At 34.5% G+C, this 19,976-nt stretch carries 17 protein-coding genes; 8 read left to right on the top strand and 9 right to left on the bottom strand.

Annotated features, from left to right (window positions below; all coding sequences use genetic code 11):
* Window positions 1-730: 730 nt before the first annotated feature.
* The 3 genes from E0W69_RS07115 to E0W69_RS07105 all read left to right on the top strand — a co-directional run bounded on the left by E0W69_RS07115 (window position 731) and on the right by E0W69_RS07105 (window position 5,430).
* Window positions 731-3,151: a carboxypeptidase-like regulatory domain-containing protein gene (locus E0W69_RS07115; RefSeq protein ID WP_131329327.1), complete on the top strand. Its 2,421-nt coding sequence runs from the start codon at window positions 731-733 to the stop codon at window positions 3,149-3,151.
* 13 nt (window positions 3,152-3,164) lie between these two features.
* Complete coding sequence (locus tag E0W69_RS07110; RefSeq protein ID WP_131329326.1) at window positions 3,165-3,863, top strand: hypothetical protein; 699 nt, start codon at window positions 3,165-3,167, stop codon at window positions 3,861-3,863.
* Between the two features lie 541 nt (window positions 3,864-4,404).
* Window positions 4,405-5,430 (top strand): cupin domain-containing protein, encoded by a 1,026-nt coding sequence (locus tag E0W69_RS07105; RefSeq protein ID WP_131329325.1) that lies wholly within the window; start codon window positions 4,405-4,407, stop codon window positions 5,428-5,430.
* 38 nt (window positions 5,431-5,468) lie between these two features.
* On the opposite strand, the gene E0W69_RS07100 is transcribed toward E0W69_RS07105, so the two are convergent.
* Window positions 5,469-6,680: an MFS transporter gene (locus tag E0W69_RS07100; protein WP_131329324.1), complete on the bottom strand. Its 1,212-nt coding sequence runs from the start codon at window positions 6,678-6,680 to the stop codon at window positions 5,469-5,471.
* Window positions 6,681-6,776: 96 nt separating this feature from the next.
* Window positions 6,777-7,688, bottom strand: a complete 912-nt coding sequence (locus tag E0W69_RS07095; protein WP_131329323.1) for an AraC family transcriptional regulator — start codon at window positions 7,686-7,688, stop codon at window positions 6,777-6,779.
* Between the two features lie 158 nt (window positions 7,689-7,846).
* Between E0W69_RS07095 and E0W69_RS07090 the strand changes: the two genes are divergently transcribed.
* Complete coding sequence (locus tag E0W69_RS07090) at window positions 7,847-8,737, top strand: helix-turn-helix domain-containing protein (protein ID WP_131329322.1); 891 nt, start codon at window positions 7,847-7,849, stop codon at window positions 8,735-8,737.
* 67 nt (window positions 8,738-8,804) lie between these two features.
* The gene (locus E0W69_RS07085) at window positions 8,805-10,199 is read left to right on the top strand and encodes an MDR family MFS transporter (protein WP_131329321.1); all 1,395 of its coding nucleotides are present in this window, start codon (window positions 8,805-8,807) and stop codon (window positions 10,197-10,199) included.
* Between the two features lie 57 nt (window positions 10,200-10,256).
* Here the strand turns inward: E0W69_RS07085 and E0W69_RS07080 are convergent, their stop codons facing one another.
* The gene (locus E0W69_RS07080) at window positions 10,257-11,351 is read right to left on the bottom strand and encodes an FAD-dependent monooxygenase (protein WP_131329320.1); all 1,095 of its coding nucleotides are present in this window, start codon (window positions 11,349-11,351) and stop codon (window positions 10,257-10,259) included.
* An 85-nt stretch (window positions 11,352-11,436) separates the two neighbouring features.
* Here E0W69_RS07080 and E0W69_RS07075 point away from each other — a divergent pair, with 85 nt between their 5' ends.
* Window positions 11,437-12,378: a helix-turn-helix domain-containing protein gene (locus tag E0W69_RS07075; protein WP_131329319.1), complete on the top strand. Its 942-nt coding sequence runs from the start codon at window positions 11,437-11,439 to the stop codon at window positions 12,376-12,378.
* Window positions 12,379-12,381: 3 nt separating this feature from the next.
* Here the strand turns inward: E0W69_RS07075 and E0W69_RS07070 are convergent, their stop codons facing one another.
* The 3 genes from E0W69_RS07070 to E0W69_RS07060 all read right to left on the bottom strand — a co-directional run bounded on the left by E0W69_RS07070 (window position 12,382) and on the right by E0W69_RS07060 (window position 14,838).
* On the bottom strand, window positions 12,382-13,185 hold the full coding sequence (locus E0W69_RS07070) for a helix-turn-helix domain-containing protein (protein WP_131329318.1): 804 nt from the start codon (window positions 13,183-13,185) through the stop codon (window positions 12,382-12,384).
* Between the two features lie 50 nt (window positions 13,186-13,235).
* Window positions 13,236-14,048, bottom strand: coding sequence for an oxidoreductase (locus E0W69_RS07065; RefSeq protein WP_131329317.1), 813 nt, complete (start codon window positions 14,046-14,048; stop codon window positions 13,236-13,238).
* 229 nt (window positions 14,049-14,277) lie between these two features.
* Entirely contained in the window at window positions 14,278-14,838 is a 561-nt protein-coding gene (locus E0W69_RS07060; protein WP_131329316.1) for a TetR/AcrR family transcriptional regulator, read from the bottom strand.
* A 75-nt stretch (window positions 14,839-14,913) separates the two neighbouring features.
* On the opposite strand from E0W69_RS07060, the gene E0W69_RS07055 reads away from it, so the two are divergent.
* Together E0W69_RS07055 and E0W69_RS07050 are read left to right on the top strand one after the other, a co-directional pair.
* Window positions 14,914-15,909: a YhdH/YhfP family quinone oxidoreductase gene (locus E0W69_RS07055; RefSeq protein ID WP_131329315.1), complete on the top strand. Its 996-nt coding sequence runs from the start codon at window positions 14,914-14,916 to the stop codon at window positions 15,907-15,909.
* Between the two features lie 51 nt (window positions 15,910-15,960).
* Window positions 15,961-16,380, top strand: a complete 420-nt coding sequence (locus E0W69_RS07050) for an acyl-CoA thioesterase (RefSeq protein ID WP_131329314.1) — start codon at window positions 15,961-15,963, stop codon at window positions 16,378-16,380.
* Window positions 16,381-16,427: 47 nt separating this feature from the next.
* Here the strand turns inward: E0W69_RS07050 and E0W69_RS07045 are convergent, their stop codons facing one another.
* The 3 genes from E0W69_RS07045 to abc-f form a co-directional block, all read right to left on the bottom strand.
* Complete coding sequence (locus E0W69_RS07045) at window positions 16,428-17,234, bottom strand: helix-turn-helix domain-containing protein (RefSeq protein WP_131329313.1); 807 nt, start codon at window positions 17,232-17,234, stop codon at window positions 16,428-16,430.
* A gap of 72 nt (window positions 17,235-17,306) precedes the next feature.
* A complete protein-coding gene (locus E0W69_RS07040) occupies window positions 17,307-18,200 on the bottom strand; it encodes an SDR family NAD(P)-dependent oxidoreductase (protein ID WP_131329312.1) in 894 nt (297 codons plus the stop codon).
* Between the two features lie 87 nt (window positions 18,201-18,287).
* Window positions 18,288-19,874 carry a ribosomal protection-like ABC-F family protein gene (gene abc-f / locus E0W69_RS07035; protein WP_131329311.1) on the bottom strand — a complete coding sequence of 529 codons (1,587 nt, stop codon included), beginning with the start codon at window positions 19,872-19,874 and terminating at the stop codon, window positions 18,288-18,290.
* Between the last annotated feature and the right edge of the window lie 102 nt (window positions 19,875-19,976).

Raw genomic sequence — 19,976 nt, 5'->3', positions numbered from 1 at the left:
TAATTATACAAAATATTGTTTTCTATAGCTATATAGGTATGACAACACACTTGGAATACTAAAGGAATCAGCGTTTCTTTTGGACGAAGAAAATATGTTAATGACTGTAATATTTATTAAGTTATTTTATACATTAGATTAATGTAATAATTTGAAATGATCTGTAGAATCTTGCACGTTACCCATTTTTAAAGGATGTAAAATTAAAAAGTAAGCATACAATATCATTAGAAACAAAGGATGCTTTACCAATCTTACATTTGTATGTATTTAGTATCCTTATAAGAATCAACATAGCGATAGTTTACAACCATATATTATTAACAAAACCAGAAAAATGAAATGACTCTTTTTATTTCTAAGATGCCAGCTTTTCTTGATTCAAAAAAAAACTAAATTTATGAATGTATTTAAAACTAGAATTTTTAACTAAATAACAGCCACTATTATATTACAAAACCTCAATAAATAAGGTTTATTTAATAATCATTATAGCATTTACCCTCAAGGAGTTATTGTAATATAATTTGAACTTAATTTATTTAAAATAGGATCAAAAATTAAACGATTTAAATCCTTCTCATAAATAATAGCAATTTATCCATAGTGTTAAATTCTGAATAAATTTTGAATAATCTATTATTTTTGATTTATATTTTATTTTTCCGCATTTCGTAAATGGGACTTTAATTTACCGTATAATTTTGGCGCAAATCAATTTAACTATAGTATGCGCAAGTATTTATTTACTTTATTTTTAATTTCAATTTTTAGTTTTTATACATCTAGCACTTATGCTCAACAAATAGAAGAAAATACTACTAAAATTACGGGACAAATATTATCTAATGATAGTATTCCACAAGAAATGATCCCAATTTTTTTGAAAGAAATAAAAAAAGGTACCTTAACCAACAATGATGGCTTTTATTCTTTTGATAATATTCAACCAGGAAAATATACTTTACGTATCCAAATTCTTGACGCTGTAGAAAAAGATACTGTTTTAACCGTACAGCCAGGAGAAAACTTAGTTTTCAATTATCGTCTTACGAAAGAAAATATTGCGCTATTACAAGAAGTTAGGGTACTAAGTAGAAATAATAAGTTTTCACGTAAGGAAAGTCCTTATGTGGCTAGAATGCCCTTGAAATATCTTGAAAATCCTCAGGTATACAATTCAGTGTCTAAAGAATTAATAACAGAACAAATGGCAATGGATCTAGGTAGTGTGGCCAAAAATATACCTGGTGCTGGGATTCCGATGATTGCCAATCAAGGAAGAGTTACTTTTCGATCTAGAGGTTTTGATACGGAACCGAATGCAAGAAATGGTGTTGCTGGTGCGGCCTTTTCATTTTTAGACAATTGTAATTTAGAACGTTTAGAAGCCATTAAGGGACCTTCTGCTACTTTATTTGGGAGTAATATTGCCAGTAGTTATGGTGGCGTATATAATAGAGTGACAAAAAAGCCTTACAATGGAAAAGGTGGTGAAGTTTCTTATACTGGCGGTAGTTGGAACTTTAATAGAATGACAATTGATTATAATAGTCCAATCAATGCGGATAAGACTGCATTGTTTAGATTGAATGCCGCTACTACATTTGAAAAGAGTTTTCAAGATAATGGTTTTACTAATAGTTTAGCTATCGCGCCTAGTTTTTTTTATCAACTTTCTGACAAATTATCCCTCACAATTGATATGGAGTTTGGACAGGCCAAGGGTACTTCTGTAGTTCGGTTTAATCCTTCAGTAAAAACGCCAAAGAATGAGTCTATATTAGATATGCAATTTCCCTATCGTAAGACTTTTTTAGGAGATGATGTCCCTTATACTACACAAATGATGAATATTTTTGCTCAAGCAAACTATAAAATATCTTCTACATGGACATCACAAACAATTGTGTCAAGAACGAGATCTACAATTAATGGGTATATTACTGCATTAGCAGGTCAGCCAGGGGATACTACTATAAAAGTAAATGTCATCGCTGGAAATACAAATTTCATGGCCACTAATTTACAACAAAACTTTATTGGAGATTTTCTCATAGGTAGGTTTAGAAATAGAGTAGTTTTGGGATTAGATTATTATAATAACTCTAATTCATTTGACAGAACAACTGTCAATAGTGCTAATGTCAATTTTATCAATCCACCAAGTACGTTTCGATTTACTAAATTTCAAATAGATTCTTTAACAACTAAAGGCACTCCGAGAAAAGAATCTAATGCTGATAATACCTATGCGGCATATGTATCTGATGTATTCAATATTACGGATCGATTATTAGTAATGGGAAGTCTCAGAATTAATAGATTTCAATCTGCAGGAACCTATAATATATTAACTGGACAAACCACTGGAGGGCTTTCTAATAATGGGCTGACTGTTGGACCTTACGGACAAACTGCGTTGTCTCATAAGGAGGGTATTGTGTATGAAGTCGTGAAAAACAGAGTTTCGTTATTTGCCAACTATATGAATGCTTTTTTTAGTGCTAGCGGAGTTGATAAAAATGGCAATCAATTTGTACCAGAGCATGGTAATCAATTTGAATATGGAGTAAAAGCAGATATATGGGAACATAAATTAGTTGGAACTGCTAGTATTTATAATATCAATATCAAAGATGTATTGCGTCCAGATCCAGAAGATTATAACTACAATATTCAAGATGGTACAGAACGTAGTAAAGGATTTGAATTAGATATTACAGCTAATCCTATTAACGGTTTAAATATAGTTGCTGGCTATGCCTATAATAACTTACTCATGACAAAATCAGACTCCTTGACGCAAGGTTTAAGACCTTCAGCATCTGGTCCATCTAAAACATTTAATTTCTGGGGAAGTTATCATTTTACGAGTGGTCCACTATCCGGATTTGGGTTTGGTTTTGGATGTAATACAGGAAATACTTCTTTTCAGACTAATACAAGAGTACAAACGACAAATGGTTTAGAGCTTGTAAGAGTATCTCTTCCTTCTTATGTGATTTGCGATGCTACAATATATTATGAACAACCTAAATTTAGAATTGGGTTGAAAGTAGATAACTTAACAAGTGAAAAGGCTTGGTCGGTTAGATTGACTCCACAGCCACCTGCTAGATTTTTAGGTAGTATAGCATTGAAATTTTAAATAAATATAAAACATGAACAAAATATTATTGATTATAGGTTTTATACTTTGTATAACTACTAATTTTCTATTTGCTCAAGATTCTCAAATTCAAAGAAAAAAAATTGCTATAGTTTATAGAGAAAACTATAAACTAAAATATATTGATATTCAGATAAAAAATTACTTAGATTCAATTGGTTATAAGACCTCACTTATAGACGCAGAAGCGCCGATATCATCTACAAATGGATTTGATTTAATTTTAATTTCTGCAAATGTCAGTGCTAGAGCATTAGGAGGAAAATATAAAGATATAAATATACCAGTAATGATTTGGGAAAGTGATATTCAAGATGATATGAGATATACTGGCAAACTAAGAGAGGGGGATTTTGGAAAGGGAATTAAAGATCATTATATCTGGCTAGTTAATGCACCACATCCAATGAGTGCTGGTATCCCCTCTGGTATTGCAGTGGCATTTGAAGGAGATCAATTAATAGGGTGGGGAAAGCCTGGATTAGGTGCAAATATTATTGCAACATTGCCTGGTCAACCCGAGAAAGCAATTATTTATGGTTATGAAAAAGGAGCTACTATGGATTATGATTTTCTAGCTCCTGCAAGAAGAACTATGTTTCTTCTAAATAATGAAACATTTCCCTATTTAACCAAAGATGGTTTAAGACTATTTAATGCAGCTATAGCTTGGACTATTGGACTTAAGTAAATTCAATAAAATTGTTATAAACTATTGTTAGATTTCAAAAATAGATATACTAACAGTAGTTTATTAAAATTAATCTGTTATACATTTAGTTTGTTTAATTAAATAGATGATTTGTTTGTCAAAAAATATATTTCAGACATTGCATATTGATTCAAGAATCCTTTTCAAATTGAGAAATAATTCTTAAAAAAATAATACCATCTCTCTTAAACGGTAATCCTATTTGTAGATTTGCCTACAATCAATTATCAAAAAAAATGAAAAGAATTCAACAATTTTTCTAATAACTATTTGTCCTGTTTATGATTTAACAAAACTTCTCAAATTTTTTTAATAAATTTAATATTAGAATCTTTAATAAAATAGCAGTCACGACTTTATTACAGTTCTTTAATAAAATTATTTTCCATAAAATTTAAATAATCTGAAAATCAATGTAACCTAAATGCACGGTGAAATAGTGTTATATTTTTAGAATGGTATGTTTGTGTACAGTGATTAAGATATTTAATTAAATTTAGAAAAAATATAAAAAAAATCTATGGCTGAATTACCCAAATTTAAATACAAACTAGAAGCGGAAAAACCTAAATTAGGTCCAGGAGGTATTACCAGAGGTGCATCAATTAATGAATTTCCAGCATCTGTTGGGCTAGCTGGCGTAAGTATGCATTTAGACCCAGGTGCAGTACGTGAATTACACTGGCATGCGAATGCTGCAGAATGGGGTTATGTTGTAACAGGATGTATTCGTACTACAATTATGCATCCAGATGGATCTATTTATACAGATTTCTTTTATCCAGGAGATGTTTGGTATTTTCCAAAAGGTTACGGACATGTTTTGCAAGGGGTTGGGGTGGAGTCCTCTCATTTTATCTTAATTTTTGATAATGGTAATTTCTCTGAGGACCACACTTTTAGTATCACTGATTTTGTTTCCAGCGTTCCATCTGCTATAGCGGCTCAAAGTCTTGGATTGACAGAAGCGCAAGTAAAAACTTTATACCAAGGTGAAGCATATTTTGCTCAATGTGAAATCCCTACAAATGCAAACGGATTACTTACACAGCGTGAAAAGCAAGAATTGATTACAATGCATAAATATCCGTTACATGCGCAGACACCTAGAATATTTGAAGGCGGTTTTCAGAGAGTTGTGACTCAAAATGATTTTCCAATTTCCACAACTATTTGCGGATCGCTTATAGAAATTATGCCAGGTGGTTTGCGTGAATTACATTGGCATCCAAATGCAGATGAATGGCAATACTTTTTAGAAGGGACTGCTGAAGTTGGCGTGTTTTTAGCTCAAGGACACTTTGTAAAAGATGAATATGAAGCAGGTGATTTAGGTTATGCGCCGATGGGAGCGGGGCATTATATTAAGAATACTGGTAATACTGTTCTCAAAGTTCTGGTAGGATTTAATAGTGGACATTATCAATCTGTTGATTTGAGTGAATGGATTGCTCAAAATCCGAAAGATATCATTCAAGGGAATTTTGGAATAAGTGACGAAACTTATGCTGCTTTACCTAAAAAAGCAAAGCGTTTTATCAAATAAATTAATAGCCCCGTTTCCGCTGAAACGGGGCTATTAATTTACGCTAATGCTAATTTTTTTTGGGATTTTGTAACATAGCGTTTTAAAATCAAAAGCAAAACAACAATGACCGCCAACAAGATCAAATAAGAATAGGAAAGTGCTTTTTGGTTGTCAATTACGAGCGAATTGGAAATAAAATAACTCGCTATTGAAAACACAATATAAGATCCGCCACTAGCCAATCCACTTGCGGTGGCTGCATATTCCGGAAAACGAACTAAGGAATAAGTGAAATAAGAATTGTAGGTAAATCCTTGCCAAAAATGTATCAACATAACCAAACCTATCAATGCGAATAATGGCAATGACCAACCGGAAGTAAAAAGCATAAATAGCGCTACTATCATTTCTGAAATGGCTGCTAACCAAAGCTTTTTATAGAAAGGTCGATCAATCATTTTTTTACTTAAAAAGCCACCGAAAAATATAGCGACGCCGGAGGATAAAGCACAATACCCCGATTCTACAGGAGATAGATGAAAATGATGTTCGACTATAAATGGTATGCTCATTCCGAATACCATTACCATTCCATAGCTAAATCCTAACACGAGTATGCCGATGCTGAAATCTTTTGCAGATAATAGTTTGGAATACACTTGAAAAACATTTTTGAGTTTCAAGGATTGTTTTTCGATGATTGTTTCACCACTATATTTCAATTCCAATAACAACATTACGAAACCGTAAATCGCCAAGAAATAAAAATTGGATTGCCATCCGAATCCTTTTTGCAAATAACCACCTAGAAACGGAGCTAATATTGGCGCAGTCGACCAAACAACCGTAAGCATACTTGTGTAATGTTTGCGTTTCTCACCTGTAAATACATCAATAAAAAATGCTCGTTTGCTCACAACTATAAAGGAAATCGTAATACCTTGTACAAAACGCAAAAAGTGAATGAAGTAAATATCTTTCGTTAAAACTATAAAAATATTGCTCACGACAAATATTGCCAATGACCAAAGGTGGATTTTGTAACGACCAAAACTATCCAATATCATTCCAACGAAAAGTTGTGACACGCCATAGCTGATCAAATAAACAGTCATTGTTAATTTGATATTCGCAGGAGTAACTTGCAAGTCATTCGCCATTTGTGGAAAGGATGGAATGTAGACGTCCATGGCAAACCCAGATAACGGTATTAAGATAAATGCCAATATCGTACTGATCCTTTCGTGTTCTTTCTTTAACTTTTTCATCGATTCCATTTTTAACGATTGATACCGCAAAGGTAGAATGGATATTGCAGGATCAAGTTACCAAAATCAAATTAGTTTTTAATTAAATCAAATATTTTAAACAACAACACTTCGGAATGATTTTGGATTTTTACCGGTTTGCTTTTTTATAAATAAAGTGAAATGCTGCAAATATTCAAATCCCAAACTATTGCCAATTTCTGTAATACTCCAGTCTGTATTGGAAAGCAAATCAATCGCTTCGGCTGTAATTTTTTCATTAATGATCTGCGTTGTGGATTTTCCGGTGATAGTTTTCAACGTATGGTTGAGATGATTGACATGCACGTGCAAAGCCTCTGCAAATTCGCTCGCGGACTTATATTTCAACTCATTCAATGGTGAATCTACCGGAAATTGGCCGTCCAATAATTGCATAAATTTGGATACGATTGGATTAATATTGGAAGTTGATTTTACTTTCGGACAATGGTTGATTTGCGTTTTGATTCCTTGATAAATAATGAGTTTCAATAAATAATAAATTCCTTCTGTTTTATATTCAAAATCGCTTGTATATTCATCCTCTAGCCTTTGAAAATATTGGTTAAATATTGCATATTCTTCCTCAGAAAGCGTGATTAAAGGATATACGGAATTTTGAAATAAACTATACAATTTTTTCAATGAAGCCTTTAGTTCTGCCGATAAATATGCATCGTTAAACAAACAAATAAAGCCAATCTGTTCATCACCCAAAGATTCCCAACCATATTTTTTCTCCGGACTGGAAAATACAATACTGGGCGTATTGATCGCCACCGTTTTACTTTCGGTATGCAATAAGGCCGCATTTTTGATCAAGCAAATTTTGTAATAATCTATACGTTGAAAGGGTAAGCTTCCAGTGCAAGAGAATCGCTGCATCACATTAAAATGACTTGTTGTACCTCGTGACGCTAAAAAATCCTCCGGTATTTGCTTTTTTGTTCGTTGGTAATATTGCCAAAGTGATTCAGAGTTTTCCATAACGCAAAGTTATACAATTCAAATATTATTCTTTGTGCTCATTGGACAAAATACAATAATTTTACAATTACCATAAATACGTTTTCTCTTACCATAATTACCGATTACTTGGTGAAACGTATGTAGAATAAGTAATTTTGAATAGAAAATCATAATGTATGGAAACGATAAAATTAGATACGGTCAATAATTACAGCCATTTCTACAATAATACTACCTTGAATCCGCTGATTAACGTAGTGGATTTATCGAAATCTAATCCACACAAGAGTGCCAAAATGACTTTTGAAGTCTACTGCATCGTATTGAAACAAACCAAATGTGGTGATCTAAGATACGGCAATACCTATTATGATTATCAAGAAGGTACTTTGGTATTTTTTGCGCCTGGTCAAGTGGTGGAAGTAGTGAATACAGAACCCTATCAACCATTTGGAATGGCGATTTGTTTTCATCCGGATTTGTTGTTGCATACTTCTTTGGCAAAGCAAATGAATGACTATAATTTTTTTTCCTACAATACCAATGAAGCGCTGCATCTTTCCGAAAAGGAAAAAATTTTGATATTGGATATTTTTTCTAAAATGCAATTTGAATTGGAGCAAAATATCGATAAGCACAGTAAAAAATTGATTACTTCTCATTTGGAATTACTATTGGATTATTGCACCCGTTTTTATGATCGCCAATTCATTACAAGAGAAAATACAAACAAAGGTATTTTGGCAAAATTTGAAGAGATTTTAAATGGTTATTTCCACAGTGAAAAACCACAGAATATTGGTTTGCCATCCGTCGCTTTCTGCGCAGATAGCTTGCATATTTCGTCCAATTATTTTGGTGATTTGATCAAAAAAGAAACCGGAAAATCTGCGCAGGAATACATCCAAACCAAAGTAATCGACGTAGCAAAAGAGCGCATTTTTTCCATTGACAAATCGATCAGTGAAGTTGCTTATGATTTAGGATTCAAATATCCGCAGCATTTTACCCGTTTGTTCAAACAAAGAACGGGGATGACCCCCAATGAATATAAGCATTTGAATTAGTTAGTAGTTTTTAATAGATAGTGAAAATAATATTTCCCTATCTTTAAAACTTTAACTTGAAAAAGATATGCAGCATAAATCTCTTGTTTTGTTGACATTGATGCTAGGTACATCAATGGCTATGATTGATAGTAGTATTGTTAGTGTCTCGCTTCCTGTGATCCAAAAACGATTCAATACAAATCTTCATGATGTAGAATGGGTTACTACTGCATATATGGTTTCGTTTAGCCTTTTTATACCTCTAACGAATTGGCTTAAAAATAGAATTGGTTATTTTAACTTATTTATAGGTAGTGTACTTATTTTTACTATAGGATCCTTGCTTTGTAGTGTTGCTCAAAGCCTCCCTATTTTAATCGCAGCTAGGGTTTTGCAAGCTTCAGGAGGTGGCGCTATTTCTCCGACATCATTGGCGATTCTTTCAGACAGTTTTCCAAAAGAAGAGCGAGGTACTGCTATTGGCTGGTGGGGGATAGGAAATGTGATGGGACCTGCTATTGGACCGACATTAGGTGGGGTCTTGACGCATTATTTCGGATGGGAAAGTATATTTTTTGTGAATATTCCAATCGGGATTGCAACTATATTACTTAGTTTGAAATACCTTACTTATTTAAAAGCGCAACCTAAAATTAAAGAACGCTTTGATATAAATGGATATATTTGGTTTGGCCTTTTCATTATATCAATTCAATATGCAATTAACTTGCTTTCTAATCCTAAAGATATCAATTGGGTATTGGTAATTGGGCTAGCTGTAAGTGTTATTACATTTTTTGTATTTTTAAAATCGGCTAAAAAAGCTAATCCATTGATTGATTTAACAGTATTTAAATCTAATGTTTTTGCTAGTGCAGCGATTATTACTATTATTCGATCTTTAGCCCTATATGGAGGATTGTTTTTTCTTCCATTTTTATTACAAGGTTTGCTTGGTTATTCTGAAATACAATCTGGGTTATTGATGCTTCCGAATGCTTTAATTATGTTTTTTACCAGACCTTATTCAGGAAGACTAGCAGATCGAGGTATTATCAGGAGCATTTCCATTATCGGAATTATTATCACAGCTATCTCTATGGCAATGTTTGCCGTTGTCGATGTAGGCACTTCCATTTATTTTATCATTTTTGCGATGTTAGTAAGAGGCGTTGGGTTAAGTTTTGTAGTTTCTCCTGTCTCAACTGCGTTGGTAAATTCTGTAAACCCAAATCAAACGGCAACAGCAACTTCATTGAATAGTTTGTTGCAACAAATTGGTGGTTCTGTTGGGATTGCCGTTGGAGGGATTTTACAATCATACATTAGCAAATATTTCATATCTCATGGAAAATCGAAATTGTTGGCACAGCATTATGCGCTTAATGGTGGGTTCTTAATTTCAGCTTTTGTTATTGCACTTGCGGTAATTCCTTGTTTGAAATTACCCGAAGTGAAAAAATTTAAACCCACTATTTAAAATAAAATATATTATATAATTGGTTTAAATTATTTAAAATTCATTACGGTAATATATTTATTTAAATCTTTTATACGCTTCTTGGATATCTTCTTCCGTTTGTGGAACTAAATATTTCATACCTCGTGTAATTTTAGCCTGTATACTTTCTACAAACGGTCTGAAACTTTCGTTATAAGCTGTAAATGCTTGTTGATAATCTTCAATTTCGTGTAATTTTTGAGCTAATAAAGTAGCACCTTGCATCGCCAAACTAGTACCCATTCCGGTGTGAAAACTAGCGGCATGCGCCGCATCACCAAGAAGCGCGACACGTCCTGTTGTCCAAGAAGACATATGAATCTGGCAAACTTCATCGAAATAAATATGCTCCACTTTGTCCAGCGCATTTAATATTTCTGGAATACGCCATTTCCCATTCTGAAAATGCTCTTTGATAATTTGTTTCTGTTGTGCTTGATTTTTATAGTCCCAATCTAATTTTGGCGAACTGAATACGAGAAATGCATTGACGCCATTTTTGAATGGATATAATCCGACCATTTTGCCTGGCTCGTTATACATTGCACCACCATTGGGATGATTTGGTTTTACATCTGGCGCTTCTATGATTGCAAAATATTCATTAAAAAATTGACTATAGTTTTCTTCTTTTCCAAACGCCAATTTTCTGACAGCAGAATGTGTTCCATCAGCTCCAAATACAAAATCAAACGACAACGTTTCTCCATTTTTTAAGGTCACATCTACATTTGTGTCAGATTGTACCAAGGTTCCGATTCTGTTTCCAAACAGAAAATGAACTTGATCTTTGGGAATATTTTCAAATAAAATATCTACCAAATCATCTCGATGAATTTCAATATCACCACGATATTCGGGCTGGTCATTCAAAGAAAATGATACTATAGTTTCATTGTGTGCGTTGACTATTTCATCTTGATGTATAAACTCTTTTGCCTTTATTTTTTCCAATATTCCCATTTCTTTGGCTACGTTTAAAGCCTCACCTCTCACGTCTATCGGAGAGCCACCTCTGCGCAAACTCTTGGAAATCTCCACGACGGTAACCTCAAAGTCAAATTTGTTTAACCAATATGCCAAACTCAACCCCGCAACGCTTGCTCCTGATATTAATACTTGCTTTTTCATTGATACGACTATTTAATAATGCAAAGTTCTAAGTATCTTTACGAATAAAATAATCAAATAACTAATAAAAATAGTCGTAAAAATTATGAATAAGAAAACGGATGAGAATAGTTTGAGTACATTTATTCATAAAATAGGGTATGATGTTGACAAAACTATTCTAAAATATATCGACATAAAACAGCAACAGTTTTTTGATTTTTTACCTGAGCTGTCGATGTTTGCAACGACATACGTGGTGAAAAAAAACTTTACAAGAAAGACTTTCGCACCCAAAGCTATTGAGGATTGTATCTGTTTTTTCTTTCTCAACACGATCGAAAATATTGACAGAAAAAAATGTAAAGTTGCCGGACTAACGCCGCGTGTAAGCATATATCCAGCTACTGCTTCGCAGATGAGTTTTTTCAAAAAAGGCACTTATAAAGAAATTGTTTCTATTGCGGTAAGTGCTACTTATTTGAAAAGTTTTTTAGGATTGGACGCACAAAAATTTCAATTTTTATTTGATAAATACCATAATTTTCTCATTGAGGAAATTATGACAGATGATATTTTGAGGACAGTAAATGATATTTTGAAAAGTGAACCTTCGAAAGAGCTTAACGCATTTCATTACAAATTAAAAGCATTGCAATTGCTTTTTTATTTATTTAAAAGTTTGAACAACCGTTCCTATTTGGTCCATAAAGCACTGAGCGAACATGATATTGATGCCATTTATAAAGTGAAAAACAAGATAGAATCGTCGTTGGACAAACCTACGCCCATTGCTGAACTCAAACAAATAGCGGGAATGAATGAATTAAAAATGCGAGAACTCTTCACACAAATATTCGGAATGGGAATTTATGATTTTTACCAGCATTTACGCATGAAAGAAGCAGCACGACTACTAAGAGAAGAAAAACTATCAGTCTCAGAAGTCGGATATCAATTGGGCTTTGAAAACCTAAGCCATTTTACCAAAGTATTTGAAAAACATATCGGTCAAAAACCCAAAAGATATAGTATCGATTTGTTGTAAAAATTATAGTTCCGAAGGATTGACACCATACTTCTTTTTAAAAGAGATAGAAAAGTGAGAAAGATTTTCGAAACCTACTTCTAAATACACATCTGATGGACGTTGTTTTTTCTTGGAAATGAGAAAATAAGCCTGCTCCAAACGTTTTTGCTGTAACCATTTTTCGGGTGTTGTTTCAAATATTTTAGTAAAGTCTCTTTTGAAACTAGAAAGACTACGACCTGTGAATTTTGCAAATGAAGCAATGGGAATATTATATTGGAAATGAAGATTCATATAAGCTTCAATGTCAATCTTATAAGGCTCTTGAAAGTCAAACAAAAAATTCAAAATGAAGTCATCTGCCTGGAGTAACAACTCGATGGCTTCCATACTTTTAAGCCTCGCAATCTTGGCGGTAAGTTTCTTCGGATCGTCGATGTAAGGCAATAAAGAGTCAAAAAATGCTTTCAAAAAAACATTGCCAGATAGGTTGATCATCGGCGCTCCTTTATACGCATTTTGTGTGGCAATATTATTTTCTGTGGCATATTCATGCAAAATATTTTGGTCAAAAAATAGACTTATCAACGCAATTGGTTCGCCATTGGAACCCAGAGTTTTCATTTTTTTGAACAATTGATTTCTGCGCATAAGGCAAATTGCGCCTTCTTCCATCACAAAAGTGCCATCGTTGGTGAAATATTGCGATTCTCCAGACAGCATTATTCCTAGTGCATGTTCCGGGAAATAATGCTCTGTACTTTTTATCTTCTCATCGCTACAAGAATATATTATGTTCTGCTGAAGTTGGATGATATTTTCCATACGATCTTTTATAGTCGCTAAATTTACTGATTTATGATCAACTTAGTTGGCTATTTTGTTTGGCTCATAATGAGTCGCTCTAATATTTTGTCTGACAAGATACTGCGCAAAAACAATAGTGGTTTTGCCATAAAACCACCGGAATAGCGTGTTTTGGGTTTGCTTGCCTCAATTCCTTTTTTAATTAGTTGCGCAATGACAATTGGTTCTGAGTTGTTCTTTTCTGTTTTTTTATAGCTTTTTTCTGCGCCTTTCACCATGTCTTTATAGGCCGAATTGCCTGAAATACGGATCAAACTGTCCATTGCAATATTGCCCCATTCAGACTTTACACCACCGGGTTCAATCACGATGACATCTATCCCAAATTGTTTCACTTCCATCCGCAGAGCGTCGCTTAACGCCTCAATGGCAAACTTGCTTGCGTGGTACCAACCGCCCAAAGGCAGAGCGATTTTTCCACCAACGGAAGAAATATTTACAATTTTCCCAAATTTATTTTGACGCATTTTGGGTAAAACCAATTGCGTTAAACGCATGGCACCAAATACGTTGACCTCCATTTGGTATTTTGCATCTTGCATTGGAATATCTTCGATAGCACCTTCCGAGCCAAAGCCTGCATTATTCACCAAAATATCGATACTGCCAACTTCCTTGAAAATCTGTTCCACACAAGCCACCATACTTTCCTCATTGGTAACATCTAAAGCAATCGGTCGGATGCCCAATGTTTTCAACTCTTCCATTTTATCGGTTCTGCGCGCGGCGCCATAAACTTTGTAGCCATTTTGCGCCAAAAAAATTGCGGTTGCTTTACCTATTCCAGCTGAAGCACCTGTTATTAAAACTGTCTTTGCCATTTTGATTAAATTTTATACTGCAAAGTTAGTCTCAGAAAATATCTCGTTATTTGTTGAAAAGTCCAGATTTGTTTGTTCAAAAGTTCAAGTTGTTGGAATTGTCAATACAAAGTCTTATAAACAAAAGAGAAAATTATAATTTAAGTTATAGCCTTGGATTTCTATTTTAAAGAGCAATACGATTAATGGGTTAAAAAAATAGTAATTATGGATGCATTATATCGTTCTTTTAAGCGATAACTACTTTTAAATCATTTCTGATTTGATCTTTCATCATTTCTAGATCATTGGTGTCTGTTAGACGATTCATTTGCACAATGCCCATCATATTGGTATAAATCATCATCGCCTTGATACGTGAAGTTCCTTTAAATTGGAAAAGACCTTTCGCTCGACCTTCTTCCAAGGAATCTGACAACCAATCCAAAAAAAACTGGCAAAAATCCTGCAACGTATCGCGCATGTCATCCGAAATCGTATTGACATCGGACGCCAAGGATCCCATAATGCAGACGTGATGATTTTCTTTAACTCGTGTGTAAATTTTAAAAAACAATTCCAATTTGTCTATCGGAGAACGCTCAGCGTATCTTTCAAATACCTTGACCAAATCCGTTTTATGAAGGTTGATAATAGCAATACCCAAATCTTTTTTAGCTGGAAAATGATAATGAATCGAAGCCGTTTTGATGCCGACTTTCTCAGCAATATCATAAAAGCTAAACGCATTATAACCCTTCTCCATCATTAATTGATCGGCGGTTTGCAAAATCTCTTCTCTTTTGGTCATTTTAAAAAATATTTATGCAAAGATACTACCTACTAGTTAATAGGTTGCTATATTTGTAAAAATAATTTGCGCAATATGAACAAAACATATCGCTGTCTATTGACAGAAAAATCGGCAGATGGAACTGTCTCAAACGCTATTGTAACAAGGGATATCAGTGCTTTGAAACCTTCGGAGGTATTGATCGAAGTCCATTATTCTTCTTTGAATTACAAAGATGCATTGTCCGCATTGGGAACTTATGGCGTGACCACGGAATTTCCACATACGCCCGGAATTGATGCGGTTGGCGTCGTCGTTTCTTCCCAAACCGAAGCTTGGAAACCCGGTGATGAAGTAATCGTTACCGGTTTCGATTTTGGGATGAATACAGACGGAGGTTTTTCAGAATTGGCAAGCGTTCCTGCCGATTGGTTGGTAAAATTACCCGAAGGTTTGACCATGAAAGAAAGCATGATGTACGGCACTGCTGGTCTCGCGGCGGGACAAAGTGTGGCGGCATTGATTCATAATGATGTAACACCCGAAGATGGTGTTATCGCCGTGAGTGGCGCATCTGGTGGCGTGGGATCATTGGCGGTTGGTATTTTACATAAATTGGGCTACAAAGTGGCAGCCGTGAGCGGTAAAGCTTCCGCTAGTGAATATTTGAAATCTATTGGCGCTTCGGAGATTTTGGATAGAGATGAATTAAACGTAAAATCACCCAAAGCTATATTGAAACCAAGATTCGCAGGTGCTGTTGATACCGTTGGCGGTGAAATTTTGGCTAATTTAATAAAAATGACTGATTATGGTGGCACGGTGACCAATTGTGGTATGGTTGCTGGTGGTGATATTCCAATTACGGTTTTTCCATTTATTCTAAAAGGCATTAACTTGATGGGAATTGACACTGTAAATTACCCGATCAAAAAACGTGAACCAATATGGAAACATTTTGCAAGTGACTGGCGTCCAGATAATTTGGAAGATACTGTAACGGAAATTAGTTTGGATGAGTTGCCTGACAGTATTGCCAAAATCAGTCAGGGAAAATTAACGGGTCGCTATATAGTTAAGTTGAAGTAACTTGGTTTTTATATTTATTTGAAAATCTATTTCTAACGATAAAATAACAATATGGAAGGATTTAATTTTAGTTTGCCTATTCAGATTCGATGGAACGATTTGGACGCTCTGGGACACGTAAATAATGCTATTTATGTAACTTATTTCGAAGTGGCGCGTGGCTATTTTATGGTCAACGCTTGTCCAAATTGGAATTGGCAAAAAGATATGTTTCTCATCGGAAACGTAAATGTGGACTATAAAAAAGAATTGCGTTTATTGGATTCCAACCCGAAAGTTTGGATACGGACAACTAAACTCGGTACTAAAAGTTTTGTATTGGAATACGTAATCACTTCCGAAAAGAAAGGTGAAACAGTCGTTCACGCGACTGGAACAACTGCTCAGATCATGTTTGATACACAAACACGCACCACGATCGAGATTCCAGATTGGATGCGAAAATCTTTGACGGAATTTGATCATTTATAAAAAGATAAAGCCAAACTTGAACGTTTGGCTTTATCTTTTTATAATGGCTATTTATTTACTAAACTTGGCGCTACTCCAAATTCTTTTTTGAATGCATGAGAAAAATGTGCAATATCTTCGAATCCTAAATCAAGGTAAATATCAGAGACGGTTTTTCCTTTTTGGGAAATTAGATAATGAGCTTGTTCGAGTCGCTTTTGTTGTAGCCATTTACGGGGCGAACTATTAAATATTTTTTCAAAATCTCTTTTGAATGTAGCCAAACTACGACCTGTTAAATAGGCGAATTTTTCCACATGTACATTAAAAGTATAGTTCTGATTCATAAAAGCTTCCAGATCTATTTTAAAAGGTTCCGAAAAGTCAAACAAGATATTTTTTAATACGGGTTCGGTTTTTAGCAATAACATCAAACCTTCTTGTATTTTGAGTTTTACAAGATTTTTGTTTTCCAAATCGCCTGTATTTTTATAAAGCAATAGCGTCTGAATATAGTTTTCGAGCGCTTCATTTTTAGCAATGGAAAAAATAGACTGTTTGTCTGCATGCGTGTCCGCCGTAATTCCAAAATCCAAACTATACTTTTTGAGTGATTCTTGATCGAAATAAATACTAATGGATTCAAATTGACCTTGCGCTGGCGGTGTTTTGATGAATTTTACCAACTGATTTCTTTTGATAAACCGAAATCTGTTGATTTGGGATACATATTCTTTTCTTCCGTCAAATAATTTCAAGGAACCTGCAATTTGGAAACTCAACGTGTGAAACGGCACAAAATGCTCACCTTCTCTGCTAACTTGATGATAGCAAGAATAGGTAATGCCCGATTTTATTTCGTTTAAATTTTCCATAATAATACTTTCAAATATAAACAAAAACGAACCCATTTTCATTAAAACGGATTCGTTTTATGGTGCGTAATATTACATTTCTAGCCCTTTTTGTTTTAAGAATAGTTTGCCTTCTTCTGTTTCTAGGAAATTAATTTCACCAATTACGTCCGTAGATTTTGTTACATCTAGCCATTTTTCATATTCTAAAGTTCTAGCTTCGTTTGTCTTTTGGATGATTGCCGCACCTTCGCTTCCCAATATCAAGTGCATTGGAGGCGTTGGATGGTCGGCTAAATCGACAATCACTTTTGCCGCTTTTTCGGGATCTCCAAGTGGCACATATTTACCAGAAGTGAGAAATGCTTTCGTCGCTTCGACAGAATTTTCATAGCCTTCTACAACTGGCGCAAAACTCATAGAACTTCCTGCCCAATCTGTGCGAAATCCTCCGGGCTCAATCGATGTTACTTTTATACCCAAATCTCCAACTTCTTTTTGCAAACATTCAGAGAAACCAGTCAATCCAAATTTGGCAGCGGAATACAAACTCAATCCTGCATTGCCAATGCGGCCGCCAACCGAACTAATTTGCATAATAAATCCATTACGTTGTTTGCGCATATAAGGCAAAACTGCACGCGTAATAGCGATGGGCGCAATCAAGTTAACCATTAACTGACTTTCCACTTGGTCCTCTGTAAACGCCTCGGCAGCACCCGTAATTCCAAATCCTGCATTATTCACCAAAACATCGATTCTTCCAAATTTATCAATGGTCGTTTCCACTGCAGATTTTATCTGCGATTTGTCTGCAACGTCTAAATTTAAAGCCAATACTTGATTGGGATATTTTATAGTCAAATCATTTAATGCGACTATATTTCTCGCTGTAGCTACTACGATGTCTCCGTTTGCTAAAACCGCTTCTGTTATATTGCGTCCTAGACCTCTTGAACTCCCTGTTATAAACCATACTTTTTGCATAATTAATCATTTTTTGATAAGACAAAATTGAGAAGAAAATCATCTTTTTATTTGTCTAAAAAGCTCTAATTTGCTTGTCTGTACGGCTCATAATTGAATATTTCGATGAATGCCAATTTCTTTTTTAAACACTTCGTCGTGCGAAATGACTATTAAAGTTCCTTGATAATCTTTGATGGCGGCAGTCAGTATGTCCACATTTTGAATATCGAGATTGTTTGTTGGTTCATCCAAAATGATAATGTCCGGTGCATTTCGTTGTATCGTCAAGCAACACAATAGCAAACGCATACGCTCGCCACCACTCAATTGCGCACAAGTTTTGTCCCAATCATCTTTGTGAAATAAAAATCTATTGAGACGAATTTTGATTTCATGTCCTTCTAAATGACCAGAATTAAAACTTTCCGCTTGTTGGAAAACGGAGAGTTGATTTTGCAAAACGGAATAATCCTGATCTATATAAATTATTGCATTGTAAAATCGAAAAATCTCACCTTCGCAAGCTTGTAATTTTCCCAATATCAATTGAATCAAAGTTGTCTTACCACTGCCGTTGTTTCCAGTGATGGCAATACGTTCACCACTTAATATTTCAAAATTTAATGGGTTGCTCCACAGTTTTTTTGTTCCAAAACTATAGTTGATATTTAAGGCTCTAACTAATGTTTTTCCTTTATGTAAATTGGAATAATCAAACTGAAATTTCATCTGATCCAAAGCTGGAATTCCCGCACGTAAATCTTTCAATTCAGATTGCAAACCACCAATTTTTTGTGCGTGTGTATCTTTCAATTTTGCCGTACTATTTTCAGCACTATTACGAAGCGTATTCATCATAATCCTCGCTACGCCTGATTTTGCTTGCTTTCCTTTGCCGCGTGCATCTAGTTTTTGTTGGCGTTCTGAAGTCTCGCGTTCCTTGTCTTTAGCTTTGCGAATAGCTTTTTCTTTTTCCAAAACATCTTCCGACAATGCGGTCAATTCCAATGCTTTTTGTTCTTTGAAAAATTGATAGTTTCCACCGTACAATTTGATGCCAGTTGGTGTTAGTTCACAAATTTTGAGTAGTAAATTGAGCAATGTTCGGTCATGACTTACAACTATCAATGTTTGGTTGGTGTGGGAAATATATTGGTACAATTGTTCCCGCGATGTAGAGTCCAAATGATTACTCGGCTCGTCCATTATCACCAAATCCGGTTGATGGATTTTAATGCCCGCCAAAAACAATTTTGTTTTTTGTCCGCCACTCAAGCTAGAAAGCTTTTTGGTTAGATCCAATTCAGGTAAATGCCAATCCTGTAAAGCTTCCAAAACACGATGCTCAATATCCCAATCATCCGCCAATGCGTCGTAGTTTTCCACAGATGCATCGCCATCCAAAATAGCGTGCAAAGCTTTTAGTTTGGACGAAATCTGCAACGCATCTTCTATGGATAAATCATTGAGTTGCCCAAAATGTTGCGGTACGGTATATAGTTTGGCATTGCAGAATATCTGACCTTCAGACGGAATTATTTGTCTGGTAATTAATTGTAATAAAGTGGATTTACCAACTCCATTATTGCCAACCAATGCAATTTTTTCGCCTTTTTTAATGGACAAATTGAGTCCGCTAAATAATAAATGTTTATTGGGAAATGTGTAAGAAACATTCTGTAAATAAAGCATAATTTCTTTCTTTAATAGATAAACAATGGATAAAAGACAATCTCTTTTTCCTTTTCTATAAATGATGTTGAAAGAAATTAAATCCTACATTTTTTTATTATT

Source organism: Rhizosphaericola mali (assembly GCF_004337365.2).
GTDB classification, from domain to species: domain Bacteria; phylum Bacteroidota; class Bacteroidia; order Chitinophagales; family Chitinophagaceae; genus Rhizosphaericola; species Rhizosphaericola mali.
The sequence above is the reverse complement of the archived record's forward strand: the minus strand, read 5'-3'. Positions and strand labels throughout refer to the sequence as shown.